The organism is Nocardioides coralli, assembly GCF_019880385.1.
GTDB classification, from domain to species: Bacteria; Actinomycetota; Actinomycetes; order Propionibacteriales; family Nocardioidaceae; genus Nocardioides; species Nocardioides coralli.
This window is the reverse complement of the sequence record NZ_CP082273.1, coordinates 3,378,699-3,391,027: the sequence shown is the minus strand read 5'-3', so window position 1 is coordinate 3,391,027 and position 12,329 is coordinate 3,378,699. Positions and strand designations below refer to the sequence as shown.

Genomic DNA, 12,329 nt, shown 5'->3' with positions numbered 1-12,329 from the left:
AGAGGAACGCCATGGGCATGGACGACAAGGCCGAGAACCGCGCCGAGGACCTCAAGGGCAAGGCCAAGGAGACCACCGGCAAGGCGACCGGCAACGAGCGCCTCGAGGGTGAGGGCAAGGGCGACCAGGCGTCGGCGTCGATGAAGAACGCGGGCGAGAAGGCCAAGGACGCCGTCAGCGACGCCAAGGACGCGTTCAAGAAGTAGTCCCCGGCGGCCGCTTCAGCGCCGCTTCAGCGGCGTGCGTTTCCCTTCTCCTGCTCGACGATCACCGAGGGGGCGACATGGGACGCTCGAGTCGGGGCACCTCCCCGACGTCCCTCGGTCCGCTGCCAGCTGGACGCGGAGCGATCGCACCGGGCCGCACGTGAGCCCGACGGGGGAGAAGGAGTCGAACGGCTCCCGCGACACCCCCGGTCGACCTAGTCTTTCCTTCGGGAGGGACGGGACGACCGGGGGTGCTGCATGCAGGTGCTGCTGCTGGGACCGACGACGGTCGTCGACCGGACCCAGGAGCACGTCCTCCGCAGTGGACGGCAGGCGGGTCTTCTCGCAGTGCTCGCCCTCCACCGCAACCAGACCGTTCCCCTGGACGTGATCGTGGATGCCCTGTGGGGCCACGAGCCTCCCTCCACCGTGCGGAACACCCTCCAGGTGCACGTCTCAGGGCTGCGCCGACTGCTCGGTCGTGACGCCATCAGGTCGTCGGGCGTGGGCTACACCCTCGACATGCCTGGGCTCTCCTGCGACGTGGATGCCTTCGGCGAGCAGGTCACGGCGGCCGAGACCAGCATCCGGAGGGGGCGCTGGCCGGAGGCGAGCCGGTTGTTCCGTTCCGCGCTCGCCCTGTGGCGTGGGCGGGCGCTGGCGGGGCTCGACGGACCCTGGTTCGAGATGCACCGGGACGCGCTGGAACGACGCCGGGTCGAGGCGCAACGCGGGGGCTACGAGGCCGACCTCCGGGTCGGCGGTCACCTCGGCGTGCTGCCGGAGCTGACCCGCGTCTGCGCCGAGCACCCCTACGACGAGGAGCTGGCGCGGCTCCTGATGCTGGCGCAGTACCGCGGGGGACGGGCGGACGAGGCGCTCGCCACCTACCGGCAGACCCGCCGCCGCCTGGTGGACGACCTCGGGGTCGAGCCCGGCCCGCGGCTGCGCCAGCTGCACCGCGAGATCCTCGACAGGGACCCGGGCCTCGAGCCGGATCCACGCCTCAGCGTCGTCCCGCTGTCCGCACTGCCCAGCCCCACGGCGCTGGTCGGTCGAGGTGCCGACCTCGCCGCCCTGGAGGCGCGGCTCGGTGCCCGCCCCGCGGGCCCGACGACCCTCGTGGGCCCGTCCGGGGTCGGCAAGTCGCGCCTGGCGGGGGAGCTGGCCCGCCGTCTCCAGGGCCGGTTCCGCGACGGTGCCGCGGTGCTGGACCTCGAGACCGCCAGCGGGACCGACGGCTTGGCTTCGAGGATCGCGGAGGCGCTCGGGATCCGGCTGGTGAGCGACCCGGTCGCCGAGCTGGCCGAGAGCGACGCGCTGGTGGTCCTCGACGGGATCCGCGTCGACGACCCCGGGCACGCCGGCCTCGTCGACCAGGTCGCCGACCTGGGCCCGGTCGTGCTGGCGACCGCCCATCGTCCCTGCGGCTGGCGGGGCGAGCACGTCCACCCGGTCCGGCCGCTGGCCTCGGAGGTCGACCGCGACCAGGACGCCGGTTCGCCGTCACCCGCCGCCGAGCTGCTGCTGCTCCGGGCCGAGGCGGCCGGCGCCGACGTCGGCGGCGTCCTCGAGGACGCCGAGGCGTGTGCCCGCCTGCTCGACGGGATGCCCCTCGCCATCGAGCTCGCGGCGCCACGCGCGGTGCTGGGCTTCGACGAGCTCCGGGCCGGTCTCGAGCGGGAGCGCGGGCGCGGACGGGCGGGGGTGGCGGTCTCCTACGCCGCCAGTCTCCGTCGTCGCAGCGACGGTGAGCAGGACCTGCTGGAGGTGCTGGCTCGATGCACCGGGCCCGTCGACGCCGAGTGGGTGGGCGACCTCCCCGGACGCGATGCCGGGAGCACCGCGAAGGCGCTCGCCGCGCTGCTGCGTGACGGTCTGGTCCGCCAGCGCGAGGGCTCCCACGGGCGGCCGACGTACGAGGTGCTCAGCGGCGTCCGCCACGAGGTCGTCGGCGACGGGGAGACCTCCGCCACGTGGCAGGCCGACATCGTCCGGACCCACGCGGCCTGGCTCAGCCGCAGCGGCATCAGGCCAAGCTTCCTGGAGTCCGCGGAGTTCTCCCGGCGCAACCGGGCCCTGCTCGACGCGGCCGAGGGCGCCCTCGCCGGGGGCCTGGAGCTGAAGATGCACAGCGCGTGCCTCGCGATCGCCCGGACCCTCATCGAACACACCCTGGTCGTGAGACCCGAGGTGGTCGACCGCGCCTGGCGGGTGCTGACGACCGACGAGGCCCTGGCGATGTTGACCCCGGTCGAGCAGGTGATGGCCCTGGAGTCCGGCGCGGCCTGGGCCGACCTGCACGGCCAGGCTGACCGCATGACGGACCTCGCCGAGGAGGCGGTCGCGCGCGCCCGGGAGCTGGGCGACCCGGCGATCCTCGCCGGCGCGATCGGCTCCTCGGTGGTCACCAGTCACATCAACGGCCGGGCGTGCGCCGCCGACCCGGAGGAGGCGCTGCGGCTCCTGGCCGATGCCGATGCGCTGACGGCGGCCGGTGTGCGCCTGTGGATCGGGCTCACCCGCCCCGACGGGGTGCTGCTGGCCCAGAGCATCGAGCAGGCCCGGTCGCTCCGGCACGCGGGGGTGCTCGCGCTCGGCCTGGCCAACGCCGCCGAGAGCCGGCTGGGCCTGGGCGACGCCTCCGGCGCCGCGCAGCTCGCCAGCGAGGCCTCGGGCATGTACGCCTCGATGCACGTCGGGCTGATGCACGACTACACCACCTCGACGCTGACCACCTGCAGCGCGCTCCTCGGGTCCGGGTCCGACCTCGCCCGTGTCGCGGACGTGGTGGAGTGGTCGTGGCGACGCGAGGACCTCCGGGGCCTCACCGACGCGCTGCTCAAGCTGGCCGCCGCGCTGCGCGCCACCGGGGACACCGAGGCCGCGCGGCACGCACTGGGGCTCTTCTGGACCCAGATCACGACCCACGGCGTCGCGGTCGCCGAGACGGAGAGGCAGCTGCTCGACGCGTGGCTGGACGGCGTGTCGCCGGTCTCCCCCGACCGGCCGGTGCCGGACGTGCTCACGCGCGTCCTCGCCGCGGCCCGGCGCCGCGACGCCGGCGACACCGCGGTGGAGCGGTCGCGCCACCTCGCCGGGTGAGCAGCCGGCGGCCTTCGCCCGGCCCGTAGTCTCACAGGGCCGGAAGAAGGAGGCGCTGGTGAGGCTCTGGCTGCGCAACGCGCTGTGGGACCAGGTCCCACGCGACCACCGCGCCACCCCGGAGGCGCTCCGCCGCCGCCAGTGGGTCACGGGGGTGGTCGTCGTGCTGGGCGGCGTGGTCCTCGGGCTCAGCCTCCGCCTCGAGCCGGGCAGCCCCTGGTTCTACGTCGCCTCGCTCGGCCTCTCCTCGATCTGGGCGCTGGGCGCCTTCGCGTCCGGACCGCTCCACCTGGGTCGGATCATGCACTCCGAGGGGTTGGGGCGGCCCGTGGCGGCGCCCTTCATCCTCGGGCTGGCGCTGGCGGGCGTCTTCGTCGCCGGCGCGCTCGTCGTGCGCCAGGTCCCGTGGCTGGCGCGGCAGGTCGGCGACGTCACCGCGTTCGTGGAGCAGGGCTCGATCCCGTTGATCGTGCTCATCACCGCGACCACCGGGGCCGCCGAGGAGCTCTTCTTCCGGGGGGCGGTCTACGCCGCCACACCCCGCCACCCCGTCCTCGTCTCGACGGCGCTCTACACGCTGGCCACCTACGCGACCGGCAACGTGATGCTCACCTTCGCGGCCGTGGTCCTGGGGCTCCTGGTCGGCCTGCAGCGCCGCGCGTCCGGCGGCATCATGGCGCCGATCATCACCCACCTGACGTGGTCGTTGACGATGCTGTTCGCGCTACCCCTGATCTTCGTCTGACCGGCGCTCCTCGAGCGCCAGGCGCACGGCCTCCTCGTAGGACATCGGCTCTCCCGGCACGAGCTCCTCGATGGAGCGGTCCGTGACGACGACGGGCGTGCCCATCGAGTCGATCAGGTTGCGCCCGGTCATCACGTTGACGTCCGTCACCAGGGCCAGCCAGTAGGACGACAGCCGCGGGGTCAGGACCGGCACCCGCAGGATCGGGACCGAGCGCCCCGAGTTGAGCCGAGCCGCGACCTTCAGCATCTCCAGGTAGGTCAGCCGGTCGGGGCCGCCGATCTCGAAGACCCGCCCGAAGGCGGCGTCGTTGCCGGCGACGCCGGCCAGGTAGCGGACCACGTCGTCCAGCGCGATCGGCTGGGTCGGCGTCGACACCCACTTCGGCACCACCATCGCGGGCAGGTTCTTCACCAGCTGCCGGGTGAGCTCCCACGAGATGCCGCCGTGCCCGACCACGATCGCGGCACGCAGCACGGTCACCGGGACGCCGGTCCCCGCCAGCAGCCCCTCGACCTCCCGTCGGGACCGCAGGTGCGGGGAGAGCTCCTCGTCCTCGTCCCCCAGGCCGCCGAGGTAGACGATCTGGCGCACCCCCGCGGCCTTCGCGGCGTCGGCGAAGGTGCGCGCGGCCTCGGCGTCGCGCTCCTCGAAGTCGGGCGCGTCGAGGGAGTGGACGAGGTAGTAGGCGACGTCGACCCCGTCGAGCGGGGCATCCAGCGACTCCCGGTCGAACACGTCACCGGCCACCGGGTCGCCCGGCCCGTCGTAGGTCTCGGGGTGGCGCGTCATGGCCCGCACCTCGTGGCCGGCCTCGACCAGCACCGGCGTGAGCGCCCGGCCCACGAAGCCCGTCGCGCCGGTCACCAGCACCCGCAGCCGCTCACTCATGCCTGCCAGCCTAGGGGGACTGGGCACGCGAGCGGCGTGCGATGCCCTCCCGCTTCTCCTCGTCCATGGCCGACTCGTAGGCGGCCACGAGCGAGGCGATCGACAGCGGCTTGAGGCGCTCGACGACCTCGCGGAGCTTCTCCGGTGAGGCGCCCGACTCCTTGTACGCCGGCCACACCATGGTCCGGAACAGGTCGTAGAGCTCCTTGGCGATCTGTCGGCCGTGCTCGGCGTAGACGTCGGCGGCGGCGACCGCGGCCTCGGTGGGGAAGCCGAGGTCGAGCAGGCCCAGCCCGACCGAGAGCTGGGAGCCGGCGACCTCGAAACGGCCGCGCCGGTCGCGCAGCGCGATGCCGAGGGCGGCCAGGGTGGCGAGGTCCTCGTCGGTCAGCGTGCGGTTGGCCCGGCGGTTCAGCTCGGCGCGCGTCATCACGACGGGCGCCTCGGACTGCCAGGGCGCGAGCATGGTGCGGTGCAGGGCGATGTCCTCGGGGGTGGCTCCGGTCGGGATCCCCCGGAGGTAGCGCTCGATCGCCGCCAGGGTGAAACCGTGGCTCTGCAGCTCCCGCACGAGCTCCAGTCGCGCGACGTGGTCCGGCGTGTAGTAGCCCGAGCGACCTCGCCGGACCGGCGGCGGCACGAGCCCCTTGGTCGTGTAGAAGCGCACGTTCCGGACGCTCAGGCCGACCCGGTCGGTCAGCTCCTCCAGCGTCAGCAGCTCCCGTGCCGACTCGACGCTCTCGCCCATCCAGCACCCTCTCTCCCGGTGGGACCTCGACCCGGTGGCCGGGCCGGCCCGTGTGACCGGGTCCACCTTGACGACGTTGACAGTATCGGTGTCACAATCGGGAGCGGCAACACCACACTCCACCCGAGGACGGTCATGGCAGAAGCATTCGTGTACGACCACCTGCGCACGCCGCGCGGCAAGGGCAAGGCAGTCGGCTCCCTCCACGAGGTGAAGCCGATCGACCTGATCGTCGGCCTCCTCGACGAGGTCCGTACCCGGAACCCGGGGCTCGACCCCCACCGCGTCGACGACGTCGTGCTCGGGGTCGTCAGCCCGATCGGCGAGCAGGGTGGCGACATCGCCAAGACCGCGGCCCTCGCCGCGGGCTACCCGGAGACCGTCGGCGGCGTACAGCTCAACCGGTTCTGCGCCTCGGGTCTCGAAGCCGTCAACCAGGCCGCCGCCCGGGTGCGCTCCGGTTTCGAGGACCTGATCCTCGCCGGTGGGGTCGAGTCGATGAGCCGGGTGCCGATGGGCTCCGACGGCGGCGCCTGGGCGATGGACCCCGCGACCGCGCTGACCACGGGCTTCGTCCCGCAGGGGATCGGCGCCGACCTCATCGCGACCCTCGAGGGGTGGACGCGCGAGGACGTCGACGCCTACGCGTCGGAGTCGCACCAGCGCGCCGCCAAGGCCTGGGCCAACGGCTACTTCGCGCGGTCCGTGGTGCCCGTCAAGGACCAGAACGGCCTGACCGTGCTCGACCACGACGAGCTGGTGCGGCCCGACACGAGTCCCGAGGGCCTGGCCGGTCTGAAGCCGTCCTTCGCCCAGATGGGCGCCGACGCCGGCTTCGACGACGTCGCGCTGGAGAAGTACCACTGGGTGCCCGCGATCGACCACGTCCACCACGCCGGCAACTCCTCCGGCATCGTCGACGGCGCCGCGGTCGTGGCGGTCGGGAGCGAGCAGGTCGGGCACGACCTCGGCCTGACGCCCCGGGCCCGCATCGTCGCCACCGCGGTCTCGGGTGCCGACCCGACGATCATGCTCACCGGTCCCGCCCCGGCGACGCGCAAGGTGCTGGCCAAGGCCGGTCTCGAGGTCTCCGACATCGACCTCTTCGAGATGAACGAGGCCTTTGCCGCGGTGGCGATGCGCTTCATGCGTGACATGGGCATCACCCACGACGTGACCAACGTGAACGGCGGGGCGATCGCGATGGGTCACCCGCTCGGCGCCACGGGCGCGATGATCCTCGGCACCCTCATCGACGAGCTGGAGCGCCGCGACCAGCGCCGCGGCCTCGCCACGCTGTGCATCGGCGGCGGCATGGGTGTCGCCACCATCGTCGAGCTCGTCTGACCGCCGCCGTACCTCCCAGGAGAGAACACCACCCATGACTGCCACCCAGCACGAGCAGCAGACCGCCGTCCACTACGAGCGGGACGACGACGGGATCGTCACCCTCACCCTCGACGACCCCACCGCCAGTGCCAACACGATGAACGAGATCTACCAGCGGTCGATGCAGGCCGCGGTCGACCGCCTCCACGACGAGCGCGACCAGGTCACCGGCGTCGTGGTGACCAGCGCCAAGAAGACGTTCTTCGCCGGCGGCAACCTCACGCTGATGAGCCAGGCCACCAGGGACGACGCCCCGCGCATCTTCGCGGAGGTCGAGGCGGTCAAGGCGACCCTGCGCCGGCTCGAGAAGCTCGGCAAGCCCGTCGTCGCAGCCATCAACGGAGCCGCCCTCGGCGGCGGCCTCGAGATCGCCCTCGCCTGTCACCACCGGATCGCCGTCGACGACCGATCGGTCAAGATCGGCCTGCCCGAGGCCACCCTCGGGTTGCTGCCCGGCGGGGGCGGCATCACCCGCACCGTGCGCATGCTCGGGCTGCAGTCGGCCCTGATGGACGTGCTGCTCCAGGGCCCGCAGTTCGACCCGCAGACCGCCCGCGGCAAGGGGCTCGTCGACGAGCTGGTCGCCACCCGCGAGGAGCTGGTCCCGGCCGCCAAGGCGTGGATCCGGGCCAACCCCGAGGGCGGCGTGCAGCCCTGGGACGCCCCCGGCTACAAGATGCCCGGTGGCAACCCGAAGTCGCCGGCGCTGGCGCAGTTCCTGCCGGCGTTCCCGGCGCTGCTGCGCAAGCAGCTCAAGGGCGCGGACTACCCCGCGCAGAAGGCGATCCTCTCCGCGGCCGTCGAGGGAGCCACGGTGGACGTCGAGACCGCCAGCCGCATCGAGTCGCGCTACCTGACGAAGCTGATCGTCAACCAGAACAGCAAGAACATGATCCAGGCGTTCTTCTTCGACCTGCAGGCGATCAACGCCGGGTCGCTGCGGCCGCAGGGCATCGAGCCGTGGCAGGCCACCAAGGTCGGCGTCCTCGGCGCCGGCATGATGGGCGCCGGCATCGCCTACACCTGCGCCCGCGCCGGCATGCAGGTCGTGCTGAAGGACGTCGCGCAGGAGAACGCCGACCGCGGCAAGGTCTACTCGGAGAAGATCAACGCCAAGGCGGTCGAGCGCGGCAAGCTCACCGAGGAGAAGAGCCGGGAGCTGCTCGACCGGATCCACCCGACGGACGACTACGCCGACCTCGCGGGCTGCGACCTGGTCATCGAGGCGGTCTTCGAGGACCCCTCGCTCAAGCACCAGGTGTTCGCCGAGGCCGCCAAGCACGTCGACGCCGACGCGCTGCTGTGCTCCAACACCTCCACGCTCCCGATCACCGAGCTCGCCACCGGCGTGGACCGCCCGCAGGACTTCATCGGGCTCCACTTCTTCAGCCCGGTCGACAAGATGCCGCTGGTCGAGATCATCCGGGGTGCCGAGACCTCCGACCGCGCGCTCGCCCGTGCCTACGACGTGGTGCAGCAGATCAGGAAGACGCCGATCGTCGTCAACGACAGCCGCGGCTTCTACACCTCCCGCGTCATCGGCTTCATGGTCAACGAGGGGCTCGCGATGCTCGCCGAGGGCGTCCACCCGGTGTCGCTGGAGCGGGCCGCCACGCAGGCCGGCTACCCGGTCGGCACCCTCCAGCTCTCCGACGAGCTGAACATGGAGCTGATGGCCAAGATCGCCAAGGCCACCCGGGAGGCCGCCGAGCGCGACGGCACCCCCCACGAGGAGCACCCCGGCTCGGCCGTGGTCGCGAAGATGATCGAGATCGGCCGTCCCTCGCGCCTGAAGGGCTCCGGTTTCTACGAGTACGACGAGGCCGGCAAGCGGCAGGGCCTGTGGCCCGGCCTCGGCGAGACCTTCCCGCCGGCGGAGCAGCAGATCCCGCTGCGCGACGTGAAGGACCGGATGCTCTTCGCCGAGGCGCTGGAGACGGCCAAGTGCTTCGAGGAGGGCGTGATCGACTCGGCGGCCGCCGCCAACATCGGCTCGATCATGGGCATCGGGTTCCCGGCCAACACCGGCGGCGCCGCGCAGTTCATGACCGGCTACCAGGACCCGGAGGACACCGACGCCCCGATCGGGCTGGCCGCCTTCGTGGCGCGGGCCGACGAGCTGGCCGACGCCTACGGCGAGCGCTTCCGACCCTCGGCGTACCTCCGCGACCTCGTGGCGAAGGGCGAGACCTTCCCGGCCTGACCAGCCGCTGGGCGTGGCGTGGGCCCGGGACGACCAGCCGGACGGATTGGTCGTTCTCGGGCACACGCCGCGGACTTTTCGGGGAGGATGTGCGGGTGACCGAGCAGACTCCCGCCGTCGAGGTGCGCAGCCTGCACGTGCGCTTCGGCGAGGTGGAGGCCGTCGCCGGCGTCGACCTCGCGGCGCACGCCGGACAGGCCACGGCGCTGCTGGGCCGCAACGGTGCCGGCAAGTCGACCACGATGCGGGTCCTCGCCGGTCTGGTGCCACCCACCGCCGGCAGCGCCACCGTCGCCGGTCTCGACGTACGACGCGACACCCTGGCCGTCAAGCGGGTCACCGGCTACTGCCCGGACGTCGGCGGCCTGGTGCCGCGCGCGACGGCCTGGGAGCACCTCCAGCTCGCCGCCCGGCTGCGACGGCTGGACGGGTGGGAGGCCCGCGGCCGCGAGCTGCTCGAGCGCTTCGAGCTCGGCGACGCCGCCCACCGGGTGACCGGCGGCTTCTCCCACGGCATGGGCCGCCGGCTCTCGGTGGTGCTGGCGACCCTCCACGAGCCCGAGGTGCTGCTGCTCGACGAGCCCTTCGACGGCGTGGACCCGATCGGTGTCGAGGCCACCCTGGAGGCGATCGCCGACGCGCGCGCCCGGGGGGCATGCGTGCTCGTCTCGACCCACCTGCGCGAGCTGGCGATCGAGGCCTGCGGCGACGTGCTGGTGCTCCGCGGTGGCTCGCGCGTGGCCACGATCACCGCCGCCGAGATGGCGGGGGAGGAGGGCGCTCGTGCCTACCGCGCTCTCCTCGACTGACACCAACCGCGCTGCCCGCCCCGAGCCGCGCTGGCTCCGGCCGGTCCGCGACGTCGGCCACCTGATGCGGTTCCGCGCCGCGGCCGTACGTCGCCGCGCGGCCTTCTGGTGGGCCGTGCTGCTCCTCGGTGGAATCACGGTGGCGGCCGCCACGGTGCCGGCGTTCGTGCCCGCCGACGACGACCGCCGGCTCGAGATCGCGGTGCTGCTGCCCAGCGCGATGGCCGGCATCCTCGCCATCTCCGCGATCTCCTCCGTCGCCTCGGGCGGCGGCCGCGAGCTGATCACCCGCGAGCAGGGGGTGGCGTTCCCGGTCAGCCCCACCACGGACCACCTCGGCGCGCTGTTGCTGGCACCGCTCAACATCGCCTGGCTGATCCAGGCCTGGGTGCTTCTCGGAGCGACGGCCTACGCGCTCGCCAACCCGGTGCAGGTGGCCTTCGCGCAGGTGGTGATGGTGCTGTGGCTGGGCATCGCCACGGCCCTGGGCCAGGTGATCGCCTGGACCGTCGAGGCGGTACGCCGGCGGCCGCGCGGCGTCGTGACGATGCGGGTGGTGCTCGGTGCGCTCGCCGTGACCGGCCTCTACGTGCAGCTGTCGGGTCAGCTCACCGACGTGCTCGACCGGGTGCCGACGCTGTGGCTGGTCGTGGGTGCGGTCACCGACGACGTCGGCCGGTGGGCCCTCACGGTCGCGGTCCAGGTCGGGGTGCTGGCCCTCACCGTCCTTGCCGGCACGATCCCGGCTCACTGGGCCGCACGCCGGCTGCCGCACGACGAGCTGCGGGTCGAGGCCGACACGCGCACACCGCGCCCCATGCCCTGGTCCCAGCTGACCGCGCTGCTGCGGATCGACCGGGCCTCGGTGTGGCGCGCGGTCCCGATGCGACGCGGCATGGCGGTGCTGGCGATCGGCCCCGGACTCGTGGCGCTCCTGGGTGACCTGCCCTGGTCGACCATCACCGTGCTGCCGGGGCTCGTGGTCTCCGGCGGGGCGCTGCTGTTCGGTGTCAACGCGTGGTGCCTCGACGGACGCGGCCTGCTGTGGCGCGAGAACCTCCCGGCCGAACCGGGGCTGGTCTTCGCGGTCCGCGCGCTCGTGCTGGCGGAGTTCCTGGGCGTCGCCTCCCTGGTGACGATCGTGCTGGCCTCGCTCCGCGCCGGGGTGCCGACGCTCGCGGAGCTGACCGCGGTGGCGTGCACGGTCACCGTGGTGACGGTGCAGGTGGTCGGTGCCGCGCTCCGCTGGTCCGACCAGCGACCGTACTCCGTGGACCTGCGCAGCGCGCGCGCCACCCCCGCGCCGCCCGTCGTGATGGTGGGCTACTCCGCGCGGCTGGCGCTCAGCACCACCCTCACGGGGCTGCTCTTCTCGGGCCTGGCGCGGGTCCCCGACCCGACGATCTCCCTGCTGGTCGCCGTGGTGTTCCTGGCGTGGTCGTCGTGGCGTCTCGTGCGGACCCGGCGACGCTGGGTCGACCCCGTCGCCCGGGCCCGCGTGGTCACCGCCGTCGCGGCCTGACGTCAGGGGTCAGGCCGACGCGAACCACGGGTGGTGGAGGTCGTAGAAGGTGGCCTCCTTCAGCATCTGGCGCATCGTCTCCCGCTCGGACTCCGGCATGTCGGGCATGTCCTTCTTCTCGCCCTCCCGCGCCGCGGCCTCGCTGGTGAACGCGATGGTCTCGGTGAAGGTGCCGTCGTCCTCGATCGCCAGGGTGCCGCCGATGATCTCCGGCCGCACCTCGTGGAGCAGGTCGGTGTCGGTCATCAGTGCCTTGAGCCGGTCGGTGTCCTCGACGCGGCCGCGGATGATCTGGACGAAGCCGGCGTCGTCGCGCCCGCCGTCCATCATCAGCGTCACGTCGTCGCAGTCGTGGAACTCCACCGGGCCGTCCATGAGCGCCATCATGCGCTCGGCCCACGCGCCCTGTTCGGTTCGCTCGGAGTTCGCCATCGCCGAGTCGCGGCTGTCGAACCGGACCACCCCGACGAACTGGTCGTCGTCGGTGAAGCCGTAGGTGCCCCCGAGCCAGCCGGGGGCCCCGGGTGCCAGCTCCTCGCGCCAGGTGTCGACGAGGGCGTGGAGCTCGTCGGGACGGGTGCACCGTCCCTGGATGATCTGGATGAACACGGGTGTCGCCTCCCTGTAGCCCGGCCACCTGCCGGCGGGGCCGGATGTCGGACCTACCGACGCTAGGCGCGTACGCCACCGCCGGTCCATGACCCGAACGGG

General features: G+C 72.9%; 10 protein-coding genes. 7 read left to right on the top strand and 3 right to left on the bottom strand.

Annotation, left to right across the window (positions count from 1 at the left end):
- Window positions 1-11 precede the first annotated feature (11 nt).
- The 3 genes from K6T13_RS16665 (at window position 12) to K6T13_RS16655 (ending at window position 4,056) form a co-directional block, all read left to right on the top strand.
- On the top strand, window positions 12-206 hold the full coding sequence (locus K6T13_RS16665) for a CsbD family protein (RefSeq protein WP_222895635.1): 195 nt from the start codon (window positions 12-14) through the stop codon (window positions 204-206).
- Between the two features lie 258 nt (window positions 207-464).
- Window positions 465-3,311 carry an AfsR/SARP family transcriptional regulator gene (locus K6T13_RS16660; protein WP_222895634.1) on the top strand — a complete coding sequence of 949 codons (2,847 nt, stop codon included), beginning with the start codon at window positions 465-467 and terminating at the stop codon, window positions 3,309-3,311.
- A gap of 58 nt (window positions 3,312-3,369) precedes the next feature.
- A complete protein-coding gene (locus K6T13_RS16655) occupies window positions 3,370-4,056 on the top strand; it encodes a CPBP family intramembrane glutamic endopeptidase (protein ID WP_222895633.1) in 687 nt (228 codons plus the stop codon).
- On the opposite strand, the gene K6T13_RS16650 is transcribed toward K6T13_RS16655, so the two are convergent.
- A complete protein-coding gene (locus K6T13_RS16650) occupies window positions 4,036-4,947 on the bottom strand; it encodes an NAD(P)H-binding protein (RefSeq protein WP_222895632.1) in 912 nt (303 codons plus the stop codon). The two genes, K6T13_RS16655 and K6T13_RS16650, sit on opposite strands and share 21 nt — an antisense overlap.
- Window positions 4,948-4,957: 10 nt before the next feature.
- Complete coding sequence (locus K6T13_RS16645) at window positions 4,958-5,695, bottom strand: MerR family transcriptional regulator (protein WP_222895631.1); 738 nt, start codon at window positions 5,693-5,695, stop codon at window positions 4,958-4,960.
- A gap of 135 nt (window positions 5,696-5,830) precedes the next feature.
- Here K6T13_RS16645 and K6T13_RS16640 point away from each other — a divergent pair, with 135 nt between their 5' ends.
- From K6T13_RS16640 to K6T13_RS16625, 4 genes are all read left to right on the top strand, one after another.
- Complete coding sequence (locus tag K6T13_RS16640) at window positions 5,831-7,042, top strand: acetyl-CoA C-acetyltransferase (RefSeq protein WP_222895630.1); 1,212 nt, start codon at window positions 5,831-5,833, stop codon at window positions 7,040-7,042.
- 34 nt (window positions 7,043-7,076) lie between these two features.
- Window positions 7,077-9,287, top strand: a complete 2,211-nt coding sequence (locus K6T13_RS16635; protein WP_222895629.1) for a 3-hydroxyacyl-CoA dehydrogenase NAD-binding domain-containing protein — start codon at window positions 7,077-7,079, stop codon at window positions 9,285-9,287.
- Window positions 9,288-9,382: 95 nt separating this feature from the next.
- On the top strand, window positions 9,383-10,096 hold the full coding sequence (locus K6T13_RS16630; RefSeq protein WP_222895628.1) for an ABC transporter ATP-binding protein: 714 nt from the start codon (window positions 9,383-9,385) through the stop codon (window positions 10,094-10,096).
- The gene (locus K6T13_RS16625; RefSeq protein ID WP_222895627.1) at window positions 10,071-11,618 is read left to right on the top strand and encodes a hypothetical protein; all 1,548 of its coding nucleotides are present in this window, start codon (window positions 10,071-10,073) and stop codon (window positions 11,616-11,618) included. The genes K6T13_RS16630 and K6T13_RS16625 overlap by 26 nt, the downstream gene beginning before the upstream one ends.
- Before the next feature lie 9 nt (window positions 11,619-11,627).
- Here K6T13_RS16625 and K6T13_RS16620 read toward each other — a convergent pair whose 3' ends face one another.
- On the bottom strand, window positions 11,628-12,227 hold the full coding sequence (locus K6T13_RS16620) for a hypothetical protein (RefSeq protein WP_222895626.1): 600 nt from the start codon (window positions 12,225-12,227) through the stop codon (window positions 11,628-11,630).
- Window positions 12,228-12,329 lie beyond the last annotated feature (102 nt).